Annotated in this window: 20 protein-coding genes; 13 read left to right on the top strand and 7 right to left on the bottom strand. The window is 68.0% G+C overall.

From position 1 onward, the window contains the following. The first annotated feature begins 132 nt into the window (after positions 1–132). The 5 genes from AC1DR1_RS01430 to AC1DR1_RS01410 all read left to right on the top strand — a co-directional run bounded on the left by AC1DR1_RS01430 (position 133) and on the right by AC1DR1_RS01410 (position 4,341). The gene (locus AC1DR1_RS01430) at positions 133–720 is read left to right on the top strand and encodes a TetR/AcrR family transcriptional regulator (protein ID WP_229991978.1); all 588 of its coding nucleotides are present in this window, start codon (positions 133–135) and stop codon (positions 718–720) included. 304 nt (positions 721–1,024) lie between these two features. After that, positions 1,025–2,218 (top strand): NAD(P)-dependent malic enzyme, encoded by a 1,194-nt coding sequence (locus AC1DR1_RS01425; protein ID WP_414645519.1) that lies wholly within the window; start codon positions 1,025–1,027, stop codon positions 2,216–2,218. 101 nt (positions 2,219–2,319) lie between these two features. Next, positions 2,320–2,820: a DUF456 domain-containing protein gene (locus AC1DR1_RS01420; RefSeq protein WP_476967321.1), complete on the top strand. Its 501-nt coding sequence runs from the start codon at positions 2,320–2,322 to the stop codon at positions 2,818–2,820. 33 nt (positions 2,821–2,853) lie between these two features. After that, positions 2,854–3,903 (top strand): hypothetical protein, encoded by a 1,050-nt coding sequence (locus AC1DR1_RS01415; protein WP_229991981.1) that lies wholly within the window; start codon positions 2,854–2,856, stop codon positions 3,901–3,903. An 81-nt stretch (positions 3,904–3,984) separates the two neighbouring features. After that, on the top strand, positions 3,985–4,341 hold the full coding sequence (locus AC1DR1_RS01410; protein ID WP_229991982.1) for a nuclear transport factor 2 family protein: 357 nt from the start codon (positions 3,985–3,987) through the stop codon (positions 4,339–4,341). 15 nt (positions 4,342–4,356) lie between these two features. Here AC1DR1_RS01410 and AC1DR1_RS01405 read toward each other — a convergent pair whose 3' ends face one another. Further along, the gene (locus AC1DR1_RS01405; protein WP_229991983.1) at positions 4,357–5,019 is read right to left on the bottom strand and encodes a LysE family translocator; all 663 of its coding nucleotides are present in this window, start codon (positions 5,017–5,019) and stop codon (positions 4,357–4,359) included. A 117-nt stretch (positions 5,020–5,136) separates the two neighbouring features. On the opposite strand from AC1DR1_RS01405, the gene AC1DR1_RS01400 reads away from it, so the two are divergent. Then, the gene (locus tag AC1DR1_RS01400) at positions 5,137–5,592 is read left to right on the top strand and encodes an Lrp/AsnC family transcriptional regulator (protein WP_364746522.1); all 456 of its coding nucleotides are present in this window, start codon (positions 5,137–5,139) and stop codon (positions 5,590–5,592) included. A gap of 42 nt (positions 5,593–5,634) precedes the next feature. Here AC1DR1_RS01400 and AC1DR1_RS01395 read toward each other — a convergent pair whose 3' ends face one another. Next, the gene (locus AC1DR1_RS01395) at positions 5,635–6,093 is read right to left on the bottom strand and encodes an Lrp/AsnC family transcriptional regulator (protein ID WP_026266767.1); all 459 of its coding nucleotides are present in this window, start codon (positions 6,091–6,093) and stop codon (positions 5,635–5,637) included. A gap of 338 nt (positions 6,094–6,431) precedes the next feature. Here AC1DR1_RS01395 and gluQRS point away from each other — a divergent pair, with 338 nt between their 5' ends. Next, positions 6,432–7,379: a tRNA glutamyl-Q(34) synthetase GluQRS gene (gluQRS, locus tag AC1DR1_RS01390; RefSeq protein ID WP_476992089.1), complete on the top strand. Its 948-nt coding sequence runs from the start codon at positions 6,432–6,434 to the stop codon at positions 7,377–7,379. Between the two features lie 9 nt (positions 7,380–7,388). Next, complete coding sequence (locus tag AC1DR1_RS01385; RefSeq protein ID WP_229991986.1) at positions 7,389–8,024, top strand: HD domain-containing protein; 636 nt, start codon at positions 7,389–7,391, stop codon at positions 8,022–8,024. On the opposite strand, the gene AC1DR1_RS01380 is transcribed toward AC1DR1_RS01385, so the two are convergent. Continuing rightward, positions 8,021–9,535, bottom strand: a complete 1,515-nt coding sequence (locus tag AC1DR1_RS01380; protein ID WP_476992088.1) for a carboxylesterase/lipase family protein — start codon at positions 9,533–9,535, stop codon at positions 8,021–8,023. The two genes, AC1DR1_RS01385 and AC1DR1_RS01380, sit on opposite strands and share 4 nt — an antisense overlap. A 47-nt stretch (positions 9,536–9,582) precedes the next feature. After that, entirely contained in the window at positions 9,583–10,224 is a 642-nt protein-coding gene (locus AC1DR1_RS01375; protein WP_229991988.1) for a transmembrane-type terpene cyclase, read from the bottom strand. Between the two features lie 185 nt (positions 10,225–10,409). Between AC1DR1_RS01375 and exaC the strand changes: the two genes are divergently transcribed. Continuing rightward, positions 10,410–11,933, top strand: a complete 1,524-nt coding sequence (exaC, locus tag AC1DR1_RS01370) for an acetaldehyde dehydrogenase ExaC (protein ID WP_476992087.1) — start codon at positions 10,410–10,412, stop codon at positions 11,931–11,933. 87 nt (positions 11,934–12,020) lie between these two features. Then, a complete protein-coding gene (locus AC1DR1_RS01365) occupies positions 12,021–12,608 on the top strand; it encodes an adenylate kinase (RefSeq protein WP_229991993.1) in 588 nt (195 codons plus the stop codon). 74 nt (positions 12,609–12,682) lie between these two features. On the opposite strand, the gene acs is transcribed toward AC1DR1_RS01365, so the two are convergent. Beyond that, positions 12,683–14,713 (bottom strand): acetate--CoA ligase, encoded by a 2,031-nt coding sequence (acs, locus tag AC1DR1_RS01360; RefSeq protein ID WP_476992086.1) that lies wholly within the window; start codon positions 14,711–14,713, stop codon positions 12,683–12,685. 432 nt (positions 14,714–15,145) lie between these two features. Here acs and AC1DR1_RS01355 point away from each other — a divergent pair, with 432 nt between their 5' ends. From AC1DR1_RS01355 to AC1DR1_RS01345, 3 genes are all read left to right on the top strand, one after another. Next, positions 15,146–16,612 carry a hypothetical protein gene (locus AC1DR1_RS01355; RefSeq protein ID WP_476992085.1) on the top strand — a complete coding sequence of 489 codons (1,467 nt, stop codon included), beginning with the start codon at positions 15,146–15,148 and terminating at the stop codon, positions 16,610–16,612. Positions 16,613–16,711: 99 nt separating this feature from the next. Next, positions 16,712–17,479, top strand: a complete 768-nt coding sequence (nth, locus tag AC1DR1_RS01350) for an endonuclease III (RefSeq protein ID WP_476992165.1) — start codon at positions 16,712–16,714, stop codon at positions 17,477–17,479. Next, positions 17,476–18,156, top strand: a complete 681-nt coding sequence (locus AC1DR1_RS01345) for an NUDIX hydrolase (RefSeq protein WP_229993701.1) — start codon at positions 17,476–17,478, stop codon at positions 18,154–18,156. The genes nth and AC1DR1_RS01345 overlap by 4 nt, the downstream gene beginning before the upstream one ends. A 21-nt stretch (positions 18,157–18,177) precedes the next feature. Here the strand turns inward: AC1DR1_RS01345 and AC1DR1_RS01340 are convergent, their stop codons facing one another. Both AC1DR1_RS01340 and AC1DR1_RS01335 read right to left on the bottom strand, forming a co-directional pair. Continuing rightward, complete coding sequence (locus tag AC1DR1_RS01340; protein WP_476992084.1) at positions 18,178–18,438, bottom strand: YegP family protein; 261 nt, start codon at positions 18,436–18,438, stop codon at positions 18,178–18,180. Positions 18,439–18,581: 143 nt separating this feature from the next. Beyond that, positions 18,582–20,312, bottom strand: a complete 1,731-nt coding sequence (locus tag AC1DR1_RS01335) for a bifunctional 3'-5' exonuclease/DNA polymerase (RefSeq protein ID WP_229993702.1) — start codon at positions 20,310–20,312, stop codon at positions 18,582–18,584. Positions 20,313–20,436: the final 124 nt, after the last annotated feature.

The following is a 20,436-nucleotide window of genomic DNA, read 5'->3' as shown; positions in this document are numbered from 1 at the left end:
GGGCTTCCGGGGCCCCGGCCGACTAGCCGGACGCCCGGTTTCGTGGCGTATAGTGGACGGGAATTGCCGCGGCAGCGCGGTGGGCGGATCGCGCCCGGCTGCCGAGAAAAACGACCCCCCGGAACGCTGCTGATGCCTGATTTACACTCAGATCTTCCACCGATGGCCCCTCCCCCTACTCTGCCCCGGCAACGGCTCCGGTACGTGCGGATCCTTGACGTTGCCGCGGGGTTTGCCCGCAAGGGCCTGGAATCCGTGGTCCTTTCCGAGGTGGCCGCCAAAGCGGACGTGCCGCTGGGGACGCTGTACCGCTATTTCCCGTCCTCCACCCAGCTGGTTCTGGCGCTATACCGCAAACAATTGGGCGAACTGCTCGCGGCGAGTTCGCCGGAGGCGGGAAAAGTGGCGGCCCAGGCCCTCGCCGGAGTGGTGATGGAGATCTTCCATATGCGCCTGATGCAGCCCGCCGTGGAGCAGGCGCTTAACCGCGCGGTCTACGTCAAGGACACCGACACCACGCGGCTGCTCCGTGAGATCGATGCGACAGCCGAGAAGGCAGTGACGGCAGCGTGCGGCGACGCCGCAGTGGCCCGGGTGCTGCTGCTGACGGTTACGGGACTGGTCCAGGCCGTCCGCTGCCGCCGGCTGTCCCTCTTCGAAGCGGAGGGGGACCTGAAGAAGGCCTGCTCGCTTCTGCAGCGAACCCCGCAAGCCGCGTAACCGGTCTAGACCATTGACCCGAAAAAGTCCCTCTTGCGCGTGATGTGGGTCACTTAAAGCTGTGGGGAAACGTTTCATCACGGCGCATCACGTCTGCCGCGCGGCGTAACCGGCACGATGCCTTGTTTACGATTGCTGGACCGGATTCGGCTGACGCCAGCAAATCGGGGGGCTCCACCGGCGACCGCCACCTCTGGTCGCCGCCGCCCCAGCCAGACCAACTTGAGCACCCCTGCTTGAGCTTCCATGAGCCGTGCGCCCACGGTGAGTCCCAGGAGACAACGACGTGTCCACTGAAACGATCATTCCCGCCGATTCCACCTCCCCGGCTGAGGCAGTAGCCGTGCTCAGCGACGAGGAAATCTTCGCATCCCACGAGGGCGGCAAGCTTTCGATTTCCAGCACCGTCCCGCTCGCCAGCAAGCGCGATCTCTCCATTGCCTACACGCCCGGCGTCGCCCAGGTCAGCCGCGCCATCCACGCCAACCCGGAGCTCGCCAAGACGCTCACGTGGGCCCAGCGCCTTGTGGTGGTGGTCAGCGACGGCACGGCCGTGCTGGGTCTGGGCAACATCGGCGCCAGCGCCTCGCTGCCCGTGATGGAGGGCAAGTCCGCGCTCTTCAAGGCCTTCGGAGAACTCGACTCCATCCCGCTGGTCCTCAACACCACCGACGTCGATGAAATCATCGAGACACTTGTCCGGCTCCGCCCCAGCTTCGGCGCCGTCAACCTCGAGGACATCGCCGCGCCCCGCTGCTTCGAACTCGAGGAAAAACTCATCGAGGCACTGGACTGCCCGGTCATGCACGATGACCAGCACGGCACCGCCGTCGTGGTCCTCGCCGCCCTGACCAATGCCGCCAAGGTGACAGGTAGGACGCTCGACAGCCTGCGCGTGGTGGTCTCCGGTGCCGGGGCGGCCGGGATCGCCGTCGCCGAAATCCTGCTGACGGCCGGGATCGGCGACGTCGTCCTCCTGGACTCCCGCGGCACGATCAGCAAGGACCGCGCGGACATCGCCGCCGATCCGGCAAGCAAGAAGGCCCAGCTCGCAGCCCGCAGCAATCCGCGGGGAGTGGTCGGCGGACCGGGTGAGGCGCTGCTCGGGGCCGACGTATTCGTCGGTGTCTCCTCCGCAAAGCTGGACGAAGAGCACTTGAAGCTGATGAACCACAGCTCGATCGTGTTCGCCCTGTCCAACCCGGACCCGGAAGTCCTGCCGGAGGTCGCGAGCAAGTACGCGGCTGTGGTCGCCACCGGGCGCAGCGACTTCCCGAACCAGATCAACAACGTCCTGGCGTTCCCCGGCATTTTCCGCGGCGCCCTCGACGCCGGCGCCCGCCGGATCACGCCGGCCATGAAGCTCGCCGCGGCCCGGGCCATCGCAGAACTGGCCGAGGACGACCTTTCCGCGGACTACATCGTGCCCAGCCCGCTGGATCCGCGCGTGGCCCCCGCAGTCTCCGCTGCAGTCGCCGCGGCGGTCGAAGCCGAGTAGATCCGCACACTGCGGCCCACACGGTGACGGCGGCGCTGCCCTTGGGGGAGCGCCGCCGTTGGCGAACCTGGTGGGGTCCGTTCCCCGCCTAGACTGGGCAAATGAACCCCGAGACTCTGGTGACTGTGCTCTGCGGCCTCGCCATCCTGGTGGGCGTGGCCGGGACCATCATTCCCGTCCTGCCCGGCAGCATGCTGATCGGGGCGAGCCTGCTGGCCTGGGCACTGTGGGGCGGCGCCGGAACCACCGGCTGGGTGGTCTTTGGGATCGGACTGGTGTTCGTCCTGGCCGGCATGGCCGCCAGCGCCGTCCTGACCGGCCGGAAGCTAAAAGAGCACAGCATCCCCAGCCGTTCCGTGGTGGTGGGCCTGGTGCTGGGCGTGGCCGGCATGTTCATCATCCCCGTGGTGGGGCTCTTCGTGGGCTTCGCCGCCGGACTCCTGCTCAGCGAGCTGCAGCGCACCCGCGTGTTCGGCACGGCGGTGGCCTCGAGCTGGGCCGCGCTGAAGGCCACGGGCTTTGGCATGATCGTGGAATTCGGCCTCGCGTGCCTCGCCGCGAGCACTTGGGTGATCGGCCTCTGGGTGGCTGCGGCCGCCTAGCAGCGGCCCGCCGGAGCCTACTACCATGGGGGCATGAGCGCCAGACCTGGCGAATCCGCCCCCCGCATTCCCGACGGCCGCATTCCCATCGGCCAAATTCCCGACGACCAAATTCCCGACCACCAGCGGAGGCCGTACACGGACACCCGCGACCTGACGCCCTTCCGCAAGGCAGTGGTCCGGACGCCCGTCCGCGGCCTGGCCGGCAACGTGGGCTCAGTGGTGACCGGACTCATGGCGGGCCGGGCCCCAGGGACGCTGGCCGCCGAGGGTGGGGTGCCCCGCCTGGGCAGGGTGGGAGGCCGGGCGTCCGCCAAGAGACTGAAAGCCGTGCACTCCGCCGTCTTCGGCAGCACCGATCCGGACCGCCTGATCACCCTGGCCCGCGCCTACCCCGGCTGGGCCGGAGTCTGTTACCTCATGGCCGGGCTGCTGGCGTACTCCCACGGCGGGCATCTGCGCGCGTCCGAGCTGCTGCAGCATGGCCTGAGCCTGCGGAACGACGAGGACGCCAACCGCTATGCCGCCGCGTACCTGGCCGGCGTCGTCACGAGGGTGGAGGTGGCGGAGCGGATCGAGGTTCCGGTGCTCTTCAGCGAGGAGGCCGTGTTCCTGGCCCTGTCACATTCACTGCGCGAGACCGGCCAGGCGGAGGCGGCGCTTGCGGCACTTGCCGGCCTGCCGCCGTCGCTGCCGCTGGCCCTGGCCCGCTGTTCTCTTGAGGCTGAGCTGGGACGCGACGTTGACGTAGTGGCGGAGACCGAGGGGCTGCTGAACGCGGACGATCTGGCCGCCGCGCTGCTGCTGGTCCGCGCGCGTTCCCTGCGCAGGCTCGGAGCCTACACCGCTTCCCGTTCAGCCCTGCAGGAAGTCCTGCGGCGCAGGAAGACAGACTTCACCCTCCGCAGTGACGCGCTGACGGACACTGCCCTGCTCCTCCTGGACGCGGGCCGCAAAACCCTCGGGTCCCGGGAATGGCAGCGCCACAAACCGGCTCAGCTGGAGGCCGTGAAGGCCATCCGCAAGGACGCGGAAATGCACGAACTCTGGGACCGCGAATACGGTCGCACTGACGACCACTGACAATGTTCCGCGCCCGATCGTGGCCAAATACACGTATCGACTACTCTTGCGGGCCCCTTTGGCGGGGAGTACAACCGAGGCATGAGAGATGCGGTGGAGCGCTGGATGCAGCACTACATCACGGCGTGGACGACGAACGATCCCGAGGACATCCGGGCCCTGTTCACCGAGGATGCCGTCTATGCAACCAGCCCCCAGGAAGCCGAACCGTGGCGGGGCCGGGACGATATTGTCGAGCACTGGCTTGCCGGGCGCGATGAGCCGGATGACTGGACGTTTGAGTGGAAGCTGCTGGGGGTCGACGGCGGCCGGGCGTTCGTGCAGGGCCTGACAACCTACCGGGGCAACAGCCGAAGCTACGACAACCTGTGGGTCATCCAGTTGACCGCGGACGGCCGCGCGTCGTCCTTCACCGAGTGGTACATGCAGCGCAAGTAGCCGGGATTCCTGCCGTCACGCTCGGTTCATGGCTGCGCTGACGGCGGGCACGATCTGTTCGCCGAGCAGCAGGGCGCCCAGGATCAGCATGATGATTCCGCTGGCCAGCGTCACCTGGCGTGCTGCGCCCGGCCTGGCCTGCAGCAATTTCCGCGCCAGGAGTGCCACGCAGCTGTAGATGACGCCCACGAGCAGGACGAAAGTCAGCCCGAGAAGCCCCGACTGGACCGGAACCGGCAACGCGGCGTCAGGGCTGACGAACTGCGGCACCAAGGCCACGAAGAACAACAGGCCCTTGGGATTGATCCCGCTGATGCCCATGCCCTGGAGGAAGATCCGGAACTGGCTCGCCGGCGCGGCCGCACCGGAGGCAGCCGTGCCGGTGCTGAAGCTGGCGCCACGCCAGGACCGTAGGGTGCTGAAGCCCAGCCAGAGCAGGTAGAGGGCGCCCGCGGCCGTCAGCCAGCCGAGCACGCCGGGCATCCCGGCCAGCAATGCCGCCAGTCCCAGCACCAGGAGCGCCGTGTGGACAGCGTAGCCGCCGCAGAGCCCGGCGACGGCGGGTGCGAAGCTGCGCTGCCTGAGCCCGGCCGCGATCGAATAGGCCCAGTCGACGCCGGGGGTGCATGCCAGTGCGACGGCGACAACCAGGAAGGCGAGGAAAAGCTGGGGGTTCATGGCGGGCTCCAGGGGTGCGGCACCTCGTAGCGGGTACAAGGAAAACTCTAGGCAATTTTGGCCCGGAAGTGTTCGCGTATTTACTGAAGAATCGCGGCTTTTGGGTAAGATAATTGCGTGATCGACAACATTGACAGAAGTATTTTGCGTTACCTCCGATCGGATGGCCGAATGACTGCTACGGCCCTGGCGGCCAAGGTCGGGCTGACCGTGGCGCCGTGCCATCGCCGGCTGCGGGATCTGGAGGCCGCCGGGATCATCCGGGGCTACCGGGCGGACATTGATCCGGCCGCCGTGGGGCTCGGCTTCGAGGCGATCGTGTTCGTGACCCTGCGGCAGGTGGACCGTTCCACGATGGAGATCTTCGAGAACCGGGTGGCCGACAATCCCAACATCGTGGAGGCCCAGCGGCTCTTCGGATCACCGGACTACCTGCTCAAGGTCATAGCGGAGGACCTCCCTTCTTACCAGCGTTTCTACGACAGCGAACTGACCTCACTGCCCGGCGTCGAACGCCTGACGTCAACGCTGGTCATGAAGAACCTGAAGGCCAACGCCGGGCCGCCGGTCTAAACCAAGACTGGTAGGCCGGGGGTGCCGGACCCGACGAGGCGTTCAGGCGCCGAGTAGTCCCGTGGTCCGGTAGGGAATAACCTCGCGCAGGAACATGCTCGTTGAGGTCCGGACGATCCCGGGGCACAGCCGGATTTCCTCGGACACGCGGTAGAGATCGTCCGGGCTCTTGGCCACCACCCGGATCAGGAGATCGGTGTCGCCGGCCGGGGCGTGGCATTCGAGCACTTCCGGGATATTGCGCAGGGCAGCGATCGCCTCGTTGAGGTGGCTCTGATCCAGTTCCGCGCTCACCGCGGCCGCCACGCCCCTGCCCAGGGCGGACGGCAGCACCCGGCTGCTGTTCGGACGGAGCGCGCCCGACGCCGACATCCGCTCCAGGCGGGACTGGACCGTTCCGCGGGCCAAGCCCAGCTTCTGCGCCAGCACCATGACCGGCACGCGGGGATCGTCGTCCAGCGCGGCGAGGATCCGCCGGTCCGTCGCGTCGAGTTCTTGCAAAATGACCACTTCCTGTTCACTGTCCCGGGCGTAGTTGATCAGATTGGCTACTCCAGCGCCGGTCCGTTGCACCAACTGTAGGGCTTCTGCTCAAATGGTGACAACAAAGGGAACGAGACCACCGCCACGATCCCGAAGGCTACGGACACCCCGGCACACCACCCGGACCCTGGATGAGGCTCCCGCAAGGAACCCGCCGCTGACTGACTCTTGTTCACGCATCGTCACTCCGCACAACGCGCCACCACGCGGCAAGAGCCCCTGAGCCACCGACGTCGGATTTCCCGAAGTCATCGGTAGCTGAGGGGCTCTTGTGCTGTTCCGCATAGGCTTGTCCCATGACCTCAGCTGGCCGCTTCGCCCCCAGTCCCTCCGGCGAACTGCACGTGGGCAACCTCCGGACGGCCATCCTGGCGTGGCTCTTCGCCCGGTCCTCGGGGCGGCGGTTCCTGATGCGCGTGGAGGACCTGGACCGTGCCCGGGCCGGCGCCGAGGCCGAGCAGCTCCGCGACCTTGCGGCGGTCGGCGTGAGCTGGGACGGCGGCGTTGTGCGCCAGACGGACCGCGAGCACCTGTATGCCGAGGCGATCGCGCAGCTGACGGCGGCCGGTCTGACCTACGAGTGCTTTTGCACCCGCCGCGAAATCCAGGAAGCACCGTCCGCGCCGCACGCTCCGCTGGGCGCCTACCCGGGGACGTGCCGGAACCTCACCGGCGCCGAACGGGAGGCCAAACGGGACGCCCGGCCGCCGGCTGTCCGGCTCCGTTCCGCCGTCGCTGAGGCGACTGTGCGGGACATGCTCCACGGCAATTACACGGGGGTGGTTGACGATTTCGTGCTCCGGCGTAACGACGGCGTGACCGCCTACAACCTGGCCGTGGTGGTGGACGATGCCGCCCAGGGCATCGACCAGGTGGTCCGCGGCGACGATCTGCTGCCGTCCACGCCGCGGCAGGCGTATTTGGCGTCGCTTTTGAATATGCCTGTTCCGGAATATGCGCACGTGCCGCTGGTACTGAACGCCGACGGCGCCCGGCTGGCCAAGCGCGACGGCGCCGTCACCCTCGCCGACCTCGCGCTGGCCGGCGTGACCGCGGACCAGGTCCGGGACACGCTGCTGGCATCCGTCGGCCTCCCGCCCGGCCCACTGGAACATGCGCTGGCCGTCTTCGACCCGGCCGCCCTGCCACGCGAACCCTGGGTGTGGCCCGGCATGCCGGGAGCGCATCCGGGAACACGTCCGGGAACCGGCATCGGGGCCCGGACGGACAGCCGCGGCGCGTAGGCTGGATTCATGACCGAGCCCGCACACCCCCAGCCCCGCTTCACTGTCGAGACAGCCAAGGTCCTGGCCGAGGTGGCCCACAACCGGCAGAAGGACAAGCTCAAGCGGCCCTATCGGGATCATGTGCTCGCCGTCGGGGATGCCCTGGCGGACTTCGACGACGACATCCGGATCGCCGGTTACCTCCACGACATCGCCGAGGACACCCCTGTGACACGGCAGGCACTGCTGGACATGGGTGTCTCCGAGCGCGCCGTGGACATCATCGAACGGGTCACGAAGCGCCTGCATGAGAACCCGGACGACTACCAGGCCGGCATCCGGTACATCGCCGAGGACCACGACGCCACGCTGGTGAAGATTGCCGACAACGCGCACAATTCGCTGCCCGAACGGGTCAAGGCGCTGGCCGAAAAGTGGCCGGACAAGCCCCCGGTCACCCGCTACGACGACGCCCGGCCGGTGCTCTACGCCGCCGTCCCTGTCGAGGAAACCCGGAAAATCCTGGCCCGAATCAATCCGTGGCTGCTGAAGGAACTCGACGACATGCTCGACGAGGCGGACGACACCGACTACGAAAACCTCTCCTACGACGGCCCGGCAGCAGTCACAGGCGAGGCCGGGCACACGGGCGCGGCCGGCTAGCGGATGCCGTCCCAGAGGGCGCGTTCCCAGGACCGGGGGTCATTCACCACGCCCTGAGCAACGTCGAAACGCATAGCGACCCTGCTGGCGGGTTCGTATTCCGGCCAACCGGGGTCGCCGGTGGTGGCGAAGGACACCCAGGCGGCGTGCATGGCATCGGCCAGTTCCTGCGGGGGATTCTCGCCCAGGAGCGGCCCGAACAGCCGGGCGTGTGTGTCCAGGGTGTCAAAAACAAACGGCACCTCCACGGCATGGACCGCGCCGAGGCCCGGCGCGGCCCAGGCGAACTCGTACATGTAAGTTCCCGCGCCGGCGCGCGCCGCGTTCGCGTGAGCCTCGGCCAGGCGGATCGCCGGGATCCGTACCCACCAGTCAGTCTGCACCGCGGCCAGAAGTTCGCCGGGGGCGGCGCCGGGGTAATGGGCGCGATACGCCTCAAGCGCAGCCTGGACCGGGAGACCGTAGGCGGCGGGCGGGGGGAACCCTTCAATGTTGTCCGCTCCGCCCAGGCTCTCTTCCGTAACCCTGGCGAGCACGCCGGTGATGGCCAGGAAGAGTTTCCAGTCCTCGGTGTTCGTTCCTACGATTATGTCGACGTGCGCGCCGGCCCCGGCAGCGATCCGGTCGATCGGACGGCGCGGAATGACGTCTCCGTCGATCACCGGCTGCCACGGCATCAGGCTTGCCACCACGTCGTGGCCCCAATGCCCGGGGTCCGGGTGCGCCAGCAGTTCAGCCTTGAGCTCCCTCTGCGCCGTCAGGAGCCGTTTGACCGGGACGGCGGCAATGGCCTCGCGGGTCTGCGGAACCCCGAGTTTCTCGGCGAGGGACCGTCCGATCCGTTCGGCGGCCGGGGAGGGGAGCACATGGTGGGCTGCCCCGCTCTGCAGGATGGCCCGCTGGAACAGGCCCTCGGCCCGGGGAATGGAGAGAAGGACGCCGATGCTCATCGCTCCTGCCGACTCGCCAAAGACAGTTACGTTTCCGGGGTCGCCGCCGAAGTCCGCGATGTTGTCCCGAACCCACTCAAGGGCCGCAATCTGATCGAGCAGGCCCACGTTGGCGTGCCCATCGTCGAGGTAAAGGAACCCGTCGGCGCCCACGCGCCAGTTGATCACGACGCACACGACTCCGTCGCGGGCGAAGTTCCGGCCGTCATAGGCCGCCGTTGATCCGAATTCGAACGCGCCGCCCTGGATCCAAACCATCACGGGCAGCCCGGCCGCGCCGGCACTGGCAGTCCAGATGTTCAGGTTCAGGCAGTCGCCTCCGCTGAGGCCGGTGTCCCAGTCGAAACCCGCGCTGACGGGCGGAGCAACCTGGGGAGGCGAATCCCCGTAGCCCGTGGCGTCCCGGACGCCGGTCCACGGCTCCACCGGCTGCGGCGGGAGGAGCCTGTTCGCCCCGGTCGGCGGTGCCGCGAAGGGGACGCCCAGGAAGGTGCGGACGCCGTCGGCCTCCGCACCGCGCAGCGTGCCGTGCACGGTTTTGACGACAGCGTCCATGGCCATAACCGCCACTCTGGCAGGTCCCGGTTGCTCCGGAAAAGGGCCGAAGGTCACCGCCTGGACAGCTGTGGCCCGGCCTGGAGCACGGGGCGCCGGGCCCGCCAGACAAGCCCGATGTACGCCAGATCAAAGACGCTGCACAACAGGCCGAGGCCCAGGATCAGCGCCGAGTTCCCCAGCCAGCCGAACGCCACCGTGGGAGCCAGCGTGCCGATCCACTTGGCCACTGCGATCAGCAGGGTCTGCCCCCGGGTGCCGCCGCGGGCGGCGAACATCGCGATGAACAGCCCGGACATCAGCAGGTTCTGCAGGAAGGCCGCATAGCGGGCCGCGTGGTCCCAGCCGAACTCGGCGACGAACAGCAGCTGCACGGCGAAGGACGTGACGCCCAGCAGGAGCGCCCAGCCGATGAAGAGCCGCCGGGTCACCCAAGCCGGAAGCTCGGAGCGGCCGAACTTCAGGAAGGTGTACACAATCACGACGTCGGCGAGTCCCCACGCGATGTTGAAGACACCCTGCGCGGTAATTCCGGTCGCGATGGAGCGGGCGGCGTAAATGGCCTCCCAAGAGAAATTCAGCGCCAGCGCGGCGGCCGGGATCGCGTAGCTCCTGTCCCTGAAGCCGATCCGGATGGCATCGACGTAGACCACGGTCCAGGCCAGGCCGCTCACAATCGTCAGAAACAGAATCACGGTCCCCTCCTCTGATGCATGGGCGCCAACGCGTGCCGACACAGCGAGCTTATCGATGGCCGGCAGATGCCGCTCAGCGGAGGGCCAAGGAGCAGCTGACAGCCCCCGCTGCAGCGTGGCCGCAACCTATGAAGTTCTAGGATTGCGGCCAGGACGAAGACGTCTGTTTTCCATGAGGAGTAACCATGACTGTTTATGTCCAGCCAGGCCAAGAAGGATCCAAGGTCCAGTTCAAGGACCGCTACGAGAACTGGATCGGCGGCGAATGGGTGGTTCCTACCACCGGCCAGTACATCGAGAACGTCTCCCCGGTGAACGGCAAGCAATTCACTGAGGTTGCCCGAGGCGCAGCCGCGGACGTTGAGCTGGCGCTTGATGCCGCCCATAGAGCCGCTCCGTCCTGGGGCAAGGCCTCGGCTACCGAGCGCGCGGCCGTCCTGAACAAGATCGCCGACCGCATCGATGCGAACACCGAGATGCTCGCCGTCGCCGAATCCTGGGACAACGGCAAGCCGATCCGCGAAACCCTCAACGCGGACATCCCGCTCGCGGCGGATCACTTCCGCTACTTCGCCTCCGCCATCCGGGCCCAGGAGGGCACGCTGTCCCAGCTTGACGACGACACCACCGCCTACCACTTCCACGAGCCGCTCGGCGTCGTGGGCCAGATCATTCCCTGGAACTTCCCCATTCTCATGGCGGTCTGGAAAATGGCTCCGGCCCTCGCCGCGGGCAACGCCGTCGTCCTCAAGCCCGCGTCCAACACCCCGGCCTCCATCCTGGTGCTGGCCGAACTCATCGCGGACCTGCTGCCCGCCGGCCTGCTGAACATCGTCAACGGCTTCGGCTCGGAGGTCGGCAAGCCGCTGGCCTCCAGCCCGCGTATCCGCAAGATCGCCTTCACCGGCGAAACCTCCACCGGACGACTGATCAGCCAGTACGCCAGCGCAAACCTGATCCCGGTCACCCTCGAGCTCGGCGGCAAGAGCCCCAACATCTTCTTCAACGACGTCGCCGACACCAACGATGCCTTCTACGACAAGGCATTGGAGGGCTTCACTCTGTATGCCTTCAACCAGGGCGAAGTCTGCAGCAGCCCATCACGCGCCCTCGTCCAGGACGGCATTTACGATTCCTTCATGGCCGACGCCGTGGCCCGGACGCAGCAGATCATCCAGGGCAACCCGCTGGACACCACAACCCAGATCGGGGCTCAGGCGTCCGTAGGCCAGATGGAGAAGATCCTCTCCTACATCGACATCGGGCTCCAGGAAGGCGCCAACATCCTCGCCGGCGGGAACCAGACGGAGCTCGACGGAGACTTGGCCGGTGGCTTCTACGTGCAGCCGACCATCTTCGAGGGCAACAACAAGATGCGGATCTTCCAGGAGGAAATCTTCGGTCCTGTCGTCTCAGTGGCGCGGTTCAGCGACTACAACGACGCCATCAGCATCGCCAACGACACCCTGTACGGCCTCGGTGCCGGCGTCTGGTCCCGCAACGGCAACGTCGCCTACCGCGCCGGGCGGGAAATCCAGGCCGGCCGCGTGTGGGTCAACAACTACCACGCCTACCCGGCCGGGGCCGCGTTCGGCGGGTACAAGTCCTCCGGCATCGGACGGGAAAACCACTCGATGATGCTGGACCACTACCAGCAGACCAAGAACCTGCTGGTCAGCCACTCAGAAAACAAGCTCGGCTTCTTCTAAAGCCGATCAAGGGCCCGCCGCCACAGCGGCGGGTCCTTGACGCACCCTTTCAACGACGGCACCACGAAGGACCCACAAATGACGAGAATGTTGATTATTGGCCCGCCCGGATCCGGCAAAGGCACCCAGGCGCAACGGATTTCCGAGCGCCTCGACGTCGTTGCGATCTCCACCGGCGACATCTTCCGAGCCAACGTCAAAGGCGGAACACCGCTGGGGCTGGAAGCAAAGAAGTACATCGACAACGGCGACTTCGTCCCGGACAGCGTGACCAACAAGATGGTGCGGGACAGACTGCTGCAGGAAGACGCCACGTCAGGCTTCCTCCTGGACGGCTACCCGCGCACCACGTGCCAGGTTGACGAGCTGGACGACATTCTGGCGTCCGGCGACCAGGTTCTTGACGTCGTCTTGCAGTTGACTGCCGACGACGAGGAACTGGTCTCCCGCCTCCTGCACCGTGCCAAGGAAACCGGGCGGAGCGACGACAACGAGGCCGTGATCCGCCACCGGCTGGACCTGTACCACGGGCAGACGGAAGCTGTGGTTGCGAAGTATGCCGAGCGCGGCATACTGGCCAAGGTTGACGGCATGGGCGGGATCGACGACGTCACGGACGGGGTGATGCGCAGCCTGGAACATCCCGTCAAAGCCTCCGCCGCAAGCGGACGCTAGCACGTACGACGACGAAGGCGCCGCCCACCAAAAGTGGGCGGCGCCTTCGTCGGGCGTGCGCGGCGTTGCGCGGCTTATTTCTTCAGCGATTGCGCGATCTGGGCCATGACTGTGTTGTCGGCCAGGGTGGTCGCGTCGCCGACCTCGCGGCCTTCCGCGACGTCCTTGAGCAGGCGGCGCATGATCTTGCCGGACCGGGTCTTGGGCAGTTCGGGAACCACGAGGATGGTCTTGGGCTTGGCGATCGGACCGATTTCCTTGCCCACATGGTTGCGGAGTTCCTGGACGGTGTCGTCGCCGGAGTCCACGGCATCCCCGCGAAGGATCACGAAGGCGACGACGGCCTGGCCGGTGGTCTCGTCCGCGGCTCCGACGACGGCGGCTTCCGCCACCGCGGGGTGGGACACCAGGGCGGACTCGATTTCGGCGGTGGAGAGCCGGTGGCCGGAAATGTTCATCACGTCATCSACCCGGCCCAGCAGCCAGAGGTCGCCGTCCTCGTCCTTCTTGGCGCCGTCGCCGGCGAAGTACATGGTCTCGAAGCGGGACCAGTACGTTTCCTTGAACCGCTCCGGGTCGCCCCAGATCCCGCGCAGCATGGCCGGCCACGGTTCGCGGATCACCAGGAAGCCGCCGTGGCCGTTGGGCACCGATTCGCCGAGCTCGTCCACGACGTCCACGGCGATGCCGGGCAGCGGGACTTGGGCCGAGCCGGGCTTGGTGGCCGTGACGCCRGGCAGCGGGGCGATCATTTGTGCCCCGGTCTCGGTCTGCCACCAGGTGTCCACGATCGGTGCGGGGTTCGCCTTCCGTTCGCCGTTCTTGCCGGCGTTGGCGCCGATGACCTCGCGGTACCACATCCAGGCTTCCGGGTTGATGGGTTCCCCGACGGAGCCGAGGACGCGGATCGAGGAGAGGTCGGACCGGGCCGGGATGTCCTTGCCCCACTTCATGAACGTGCGGATCGCGGTGGGGGCGGTGTAGAGGATGGAGACCTTGTACTTCTCCACGATCTCCCACCAGCGGCCCTGGTGCGGGGAGTCCGGCGTGCCTTCGTACATGACCTGCGTGGCGCCGTTGATGAGCGGGGCATAGGCGACGTAGGAGTGCCCGGTGATCCAGCCGACGTCGGCGGTGCACCAGTAGACGTCGGTCTCCGGGTGGAGGTCGAAGACCGCCTTGTGCGTGTAGGCGGTCTGGGTGAGGTAGCCGCCGGTGGTGTGCAGGATGCCTTTGGGCTTTCCCGTGGTGCCGGAGGTGTAGAGGATAAAGAGCGGGTGTTCGGCGTCGTGCCCGACGGCGGTGTGCTCGGCCGACGCGGCGCCGACGGTGTCCGCCCACCAGTGGTCCCGGCCCTCGTGCCAGTCCACGTCCTGGCCGTTGCGCYTGACCACAACGACGTTCCGCACGGTGTGGCCGTCGCCATTTCCCGTGTGGGACAACGCGTCGTCGACGGCGGCCTTCAGGGCGCTGGGCTTGCCGCGGCGGTAGGTGCCGTCGGCCGTGACCACAAGCTTGGCCTCCGCGTCGTCAATCCGGGAACGCAGGGCCTCGGCGGAGAAGCCGCCGAAGACCACGGAGTGGATGGCGCCGATCCTGGCGCAGGCCAGCAGCGTGATGACGGCCTCGGGGATCATGGGCAGGTAGACCGCGACGCGGTCGCCCTTGGCCACGCCCAGSGACTCGAAGGCGTTCGCGGCCTTCTTCACTTCCTCGGTGAGCTGTGCGTAGGTGTAGGTGCGGGTRTCGCCGGGCTCGCCCTCGAAGTAGATCGCCACCCGGTCCCCGTGGCCGGCCTCGACGTGCCGGTCCAGGGCGTTGTAGGCGGCGTTGACCTCSCCGCCGACGAACCACTTCGCGAACGGCGGGTTGGACCAGTCMAGCGCCTGGGTGAAGTCCTTGGACCAGCTCAGCAGTTCGCGGGCCTGCTTCGCCCAGAACGCGGGGCGGTCGGCGTCGGCCTCGGCGTACTCGCCGGCGGTGACCACCGCATTCGCCGCGAACTCGGCCGAAGGCGCGAACCGGCGGTTCTCCTGGGACAGGTTTTCGAAAGCGTCGCCGTTGGCCGCCTGCGTGGCCATGGAGCCTGGTGTCTGCTGGGACATGGTGAACCTCATCATTCATCGATCCGGGCTGCGCGGCCGTGCGCGTCGCCTCCACGCCGGGCCGCATGCGCGGCGTCGGGCGGCGGCAGACCGCGGCAGTGCCCGCTGGAGCTGTCTGGAATAAACACTAATACGCGGGTCCGACCAAACGTGCGCCCCGTCACAAACAGCGCCGTGAGCGGTGTTTGTTAAGCGCCGAGTGGTTCGTTGGCGGCCCTGGACGGCGGCCCGGCGCAAGCGTCCGGGATTCGGAAAGCCGGAGAATTCTGCTGTGTCCGCCCTCGGCTTGTCAGCTAGTGATCGGCCAGCCACTTGGCTAGGCTGAGATGAAGTTGTGACATCCGATGGAGGCGACAGGACCCGCTTGGGTACTGTCCTTGCCTGCCGTTAGACGGCGCTGTCCAGAGCGCCGCCATGCTAAGGAGATACGGAATGAACGAGCAAGACAACGGGCAGCTCCGGGCGCCCGCCCAGAGCCAGGGCGGAACGGCGCAGCCGGGGCCCGCCGGGTTCGGGGATGCGCCACGCTTCACGGTGGACAAGAAGACCGGGAAGAAAAACGAAGCCGTCCTCGGTCCCTTCACCATCCGTGACCTCACCGTCTTCGGCTCCACGCTGCTTCTTTTCATCGCCTCGCTGATTCCGATGTTCGCCTTCGCCTACAACCTGTGGAACCTGGGCAGCCTGTTCTTCCTGGGCCTGGGCATCGTGCTTCCGCTCATTGTCACCGCGTTGTTCGTGGCCCGCCGCCTCAGCCCGTCGACCAAGATCCGGATCGGCTCCCTGTCGATCGACCAGTTCGCGTCCGTCGCGGCGTCCTTCACGCTGGCCTTCTTCTTCCTTGCCGCCGCCGGGGCGTTCGTGCCGAGCATGCTGATAGCGCTCCTTGGCGCCTTGGGGCTCTTCGCGGCCACGGTGCTGGCCCGCTGGATCCCGTTCTTTGCCGGTGACTTCCTGGGCCGCGAGGAAACGCCTGCCCACGTCGTGGCCCGTGAAGCTGTCGCCCCGGTGCACAAGCCCCGTGCGCCCAAGACGCCGAAGCAGCCCAAAACAGCCAAGGACTCCGCGGGAACAGGTGCATCCAAGGCGGCGGCATCCGGGGCAGCCGTATCCGGTGCGGCCGAGTCCGGGGCGGCCGCGGGCTGGGCCAAGCGCCCGGCCAGCGGCGGCCCGGCCACCGCCGGCCCGGTCACCGGCGGCCAGTCAGCCGCACCGGCGGCAACTTCACCGGCCGCGCCTTCAGTCGGGGCACCTTCAGCCGGGACCCCTTCCGCGGGCGCGGCATCCGCTGCGGCCCCGGGGGCTGCGGCTCCCAGCGCGCCGGAGACCCAGATCTCGGGCGTTGTACCAGCAGCCGGCGCGGCTGCTGCAGCGCCGGCGGGCGCGTCAACGCCGTCGACGCCGGCCCCGTCCGCCGTGTCGGCCCCGTCCGCCGTGCCGGCCCCGGCCGCCGCGGAACAGACCCGGACTGCCGGCGTCCCTGCCCCTGCCGGTGCCGCTGCCGCCAGTGCCGCGGCACCCCTTGCGCAGACCCCGCCCGCCGCTGAGCAAACCCAGGCTGCCGGCGTCCCGGCGGCTGCCGGCGGCAGTGCGCCGACCACCGTCAACCCCCAGGTCCGGCCCCAGGAGCAGGTCCGGGCGCAGGAGCCCATCGGCGCCACCGTGGATCCCGCGAGCCGGCCCGCGGAGCACGATGTCCACCCGGTGCACGAGGCGTTCTGGTTCGCCGTCGCACAGCCCCGCACCGCCGTCGACGAGCGCACCGGGGCCCCGGCGTTCGTCATTGAACCCGGCGGCTGGGTCCTTGCCCTTGAGGACCGCGGCAACGAATTCCTGGTTCAGCACACCGACGGCCGGCTCGGCGTTTTGCGGGACCTCAGCAACATCGAACGCGGTTAGCCCGCCCCCGTGACCACGGCATCCGGCAGCACGGTATCCGGCACCCCGGACCCTGGGAGCGCCAAGACCCGTGCGCCGGGGGCGTCCGGGGAGTCTGTCCTGGCGCTCAAGCGCCGCGCGCGCCGGATCAACCGGGAACTCGCGGAACAGTACACCTATGCCCACGCGGAGCTGGACTTCCGCAGCCCGTTCGAGCTCGTGATAGCTACCGTGCTGTCCGCGCAGACCACGGACGTGCTGGTCAACCAGATCACGCCCCTGCTGTTCGCGCGCTACCCGGATGCGCGGCGGATGGCGGAGGCGGATCCGGCCGAGCTGGAGGCCATCATCAAGCCCACCGGCTTCTATCGCGCCAAGGCCAGAAATCTCCTCGCGCTGTGCACCCGGCTTGTGGACGAGTACGACGGCGAGGTGCCGGGCCGGCTGGAGGACCTGGTGACGCTGCCCGGCGTCGGGCGGAAAACCGCGAACGTCGTGCTGGGCAATGCCTTCGGCATCCCGGGCATCACGGTGGACACCCACTTCGGCCGCCTGGCGCGGCGCTTTGGCTGGACGGAGTCCGATGATCCGGTCCGGATTGAGTCCGACGTCGCTGAGCTGTTCGAGCCGAAGGACTGGACCATGCTCTCGCACCGCGTCGTCTTTCACGGCCGCCGCGTCTGCCACTCACGCAAGCCGGCCTGCGGCGCCTGCGCCGTCGCCAACTGGTGCCCCAGTTACGGCGCCGGCGAGACCGACCCGGAGAAGGCAAAGAAGCTGCTGAAGTACGAACTCGCCCCCGGGCAGGAGGAGCTGCTGGCCCGGTTGCGGGCCGAGACACACCGCGCCGCCGAAATCCGGATGGAATCGCAGAGGAAGCAGCCGTGACCGCGCGCCAGGACCTCGCCGACCTCGTTGCCGCGGTGGAGGCAGGGACGGCGCCGGCCCCGGATCCGCGCTGGCGGGAACTTGCCGTCGAACCCGGCGAGCGGGTCCGCAGGGCCGCCGTGCTCATGCTCTTTGGCGCGCTGGACAACGTTCCGGCGTTGTCCGAGAAGTTGCTTGCTCCCGCCGATTTGGACGTGCTGCTGCTGCAGCGGGCCCAAACCCTGGAGGACCATCCCGGACAGGTGGCGTTTCCAGGCGGCGGGATCGACCCGGGTGAATCCGTGGTCGATGCGGCCCTTCGCGAGGCGGAAGAGGAGACCGGGCTGAACCCTGCGGGCGTGGACGTGCTCGGCGTGATGCCTGAACTGGCGCTGCCCCGGGGAAATTTCCTGGTCACCCCGGTCCTGGCCTGGTGGGCCGCCCAATCGCCGGTCCGGGTGGTCGACTACGGTGAATCCGCGCAGGTGTTCCGTGTTCCTGTCCGGGACCTGCTGGACCCGGACAACCGGGTGATGGCAACGGTCAGCCGGGCCGGACAGACGTTTCAGAGCCCCGCCTTCACCGTCAACGGCGTGGTGGTGTGGGGTTTTACCGGGATGATCCTGAACCAGCTTTTTGAACAGCTGGGCTGGGCCGTTCCCTGGGACCGTGCGCGGCTCTACGGGATCGATGTGTGAAGCCCGCAGGCCACCGCACTGCTAGCTGGTGGCCACCGCCCTGCCCGCAAGGGGAGCGAGTGCCCGTCCTCCTGCCCTGCTGGCGGTGACTCGCCTGTGCGTACCGGAACGATCCACAACCAGGCCTGTCGCGGCATTCTCGCGCACGGCGTTGATGCCCGCCGCCGCGCTTTTGATGGAGCTGAAGAGCGGGGACACGGCCACTACCGTGCCATCCGCCGCCGTCAGCCTGAAGAAATATGCCTTGTCGCCAGCCTGCGCGATCTCAAAAGTGCCAGCCAAACCTGTGCCTCCCCAATATCCCTTGCGTCGTTGCAATAGCCGGCGGTTCGTACGGGAATTCGCCGGCCTTCTCGAGGGTAGCCCGGTGACGGAGCCCACACAACGCTACCGACCGGTACGTTACAGGCAGTGATATCGGTCACTCATTTGGCGTTGTCGTACGAGTCCACGACGGCCACGCTGACCGGAAATTCCACCGGAATGCGGCCGAACAACAGCTCCTTGGCGGCAGTTGCGGACTCCTCGATCGCCTTGATGCAGTCACCGACGGCGGATTCGGGACAGTGGACCATGACTTCGTCGTGGAGGAAGAACACCAGTTCGCCAGCGGCTGCGCCGTCCGACCGCATGGCGCGCAGCCGGCGTCGCAGTTCCGCGAGCCAGCACGCCGCCCAGTCAGCGGCCGAGCCCTGGACCACGAAGTTCCGGGTGAAGCGGCCGCGTGAGCGTGCGATTGAGTCCGCCCGGCGCTGTTCTTCCGCGGTGGTGGAGTGCTGGCTCTGCAGCCAGCGTTCCGACGGCGGCGGGCTGCTCCGGCCCAGCCGAGAGGTGACGGTCCTGCCGGCTTCGCCGTCGCGGGCAGCCTGCTCGACGAAGCCCACGGCGCGGGGGTAGGTGCGGGCCAGTTGCGGCATTAGCCGTCCGGACTCGCCCGTGGTCGCCCCGTAGATTGCCCCGAGGAGGGCAACCTTGGCTTTGGCCCGGTCGCCGCCGAAGCCCTGTGCGGCAATGCCCGCATAGAGGTCCTTGTCCCGGGCTGCCTCGGCCATTTTGGAATCCTGCGCCAGCGCCACCAGCACCCGCGGTTCCAGCTGCGAGGCGTCGGCAACGATCAGTTTGTGGCCGGGATCGGCGTGGACGGCGCCGCGGACCTGGCGCGGGATCTGCAGCGCCCCGCCGCCCCGGGACGCCCACCGGCCGGACACCACGCCGCCCACCACGTACTCGGGCTGGAACCTGCCGTCCTTCACCCACGTATCCAGCCACACCCAGCCATTGGCAGCGTGGAGACGGGCCAGCTTCTTGTAGGCCAGCAGCGGCACGATCGCGGGGTGGCTGGATTCCTTCAGCTCCCACTGGCGGGTGGTCTTCACTTCGATGCCGTTGCGGTGCAGGGCGCGCATGAGCTCCTGCGGGGAGTCCGGGTTCAGCGCCGGCGACTTCAGCAGCAGCCGGAGTTCGGCCGTGAGCGATTCGAGTTTGGCCGGACGCTGGCCCGGAGCCGGGCGGGGTCCGAGGTGATCCGCGAGAATCCGCTCGTGCAGTTCCTCCCGCCACGGGACGCCGGTGTGTTGCATTTCAGCCGCGATCATGGCCCCGGCGGATTCCGCAGCGAGCAGCAGTTGCAGCCGTTGGCGCCGGCCGGCGTCGGCGACGATCGCCGTGCCCGCGGCCGACCCCGCCTGCCTCAGCGCCTCCTGCTGGGCGGCGTACTCGGCGCGAAGAGCCTCAAGGGACTGGCCGGGGCGCCGACCAGGAGTCGGGGCGTCGAACAAGGCACCCTGTTCCGGCGGCGGGGCGGGGGGCTGCAGGCCCCGCGGCGGCTGGTGCAGCTCGTCATCCTGCGTCAGCTTCTCCGCCGCCTGCGCATAGCCGGTGTGGGCGGTGAACTCCGAGTGGGCCAGGATCGACCCGCACAACGTGAGGTCGTAGCAGCGCTCGAGTTCCACCCCGGCGCCCAGCAGCGCCGGGTACCAGTCCTGCGTGCGGTGCCAGATCCAACGCGGCTGCCGCTCCTCGAGCCCGCGCACAACTGCGGCGAGGTCGCCGGCCCTGACAACCCGGGGTTCCGGATTGGACGGTTCAGGGACACCATCCGCCGCGAGTTGCTGCAGCGCCGCGCCGTCGGCGTGGGCAGCGAGCAGCAGGTACATAGGGTCAATTCTGCCCTGCTCCGGGGCGTGGTCCGTGCGCATTTCCTGGTCTCGGGTGCAGGAAAGCCGCGAAGCTTGTCCACATAGCCCACGACGGCGGTTACGCTGCGCTTCCGGTCCGGGC

The organism is Arthrobacter sp. P4_F10 (genome assembly GCF_056401435.1).
The sequence above is the reverse complement of the archived record's forward strand: the minus strand, read 5'-3'. Positions and strand labels throughout refer to the sequence as shown.

What these genes read in the sequence shown, in the direction of transcription:
- AC1DR1_RS01430 (WP_229991978.1), top strand. Translation starts at nt 133, where the DNA reads ATGCCTGATTTACACTCAGATCTTCCACCGATGGCCCCTCCCCCTACT.
- AC1DR1_RS01420 (WP_476967321.1), top strand. Translation starts at nt 2,320, where the DNA reads ATGAACCCCGAGACTCTGGTGACTGTGCTCTGCGGCCTCGCCATCCTG.
- AC1DR1_RS01415 (WP_229991981.1), top strand. Translation starts at nt 2,854, where the DNA reads ATGAGCGCCAGACCTGGCGAATCCGCCCCCCGCATTCCCGACGGCCGC.
- AC1DR1_RS01410 (WP_229991982.1), top strand. Translation starts at nt 3,985, where the DNA reads ATGAGAGATGCGGTGGAGCGCTGGATGCAGCACTACATCACGGCGTGG.
- AC1DR1_RS01405 (WP_229991983.1), bottom strand. Translation starts at nt 5,019, where the DNA reads ATGAACCCCCAGCTTTTCCTCGCCTTCCTGGTTGTCGCCGTCGCACTG.
- gluQRS (WP_476992089.1), top strand. Translation starts at nt 6,432, where the DNA reads ATGACCTCAGCTGGCCGCTTCGCCCCCAGTCCCTCCGGCGAACTGCAC.
- AC1DR1_RS01385 (WP_229991986.1), top strand. Translation starts at nt 7,389, where the DNA reads ATGACCGAGCCCGCACACCCCCAGCCCCGCTTCACTGTCGAGACAGCC.
- AC1DR1_RS01380 (WP_476992088.1), bottom strand. Translation starts at nt 9,535, where the DNA reads ATGGCCATGGACGCTGTCGTCAAAACCGTGCACGGCACGCTGCGCGGT.
- exaC (WP_476992087.1), top strand. Translation starts at nt 10,410, where the DNA reads ATGACTGTTTATGTCCAGCCAGGCCAAGAAGGATCCAAGGTCCAGTTC.
- AC1DR1_RS01365 (WP_229991993.1), top strand. Translation starts at nt 12,021, where the DNA reads ATGTTGATTATTGGCCCGCCCGGATCCGGCAAAGGCACCCAGGCGCAA.
- AC1DR1_RS01355 (WP_476992085.1), top strand. Translation starts at nt 15,146, where the DNA reads ATGAACGAGCAAGACAACGGGCAGCTCCGGGCGCCCGCCCAGAGCCAG.
- AC1DR1_RS01335 (WP_229993702.1), bottom strand. Translation starts at nt 20,312, where the DNA reads ATGTACCTGCTGCTCGCTGCCCACGCCGACGGCGCGGCGCTGCAGCAA.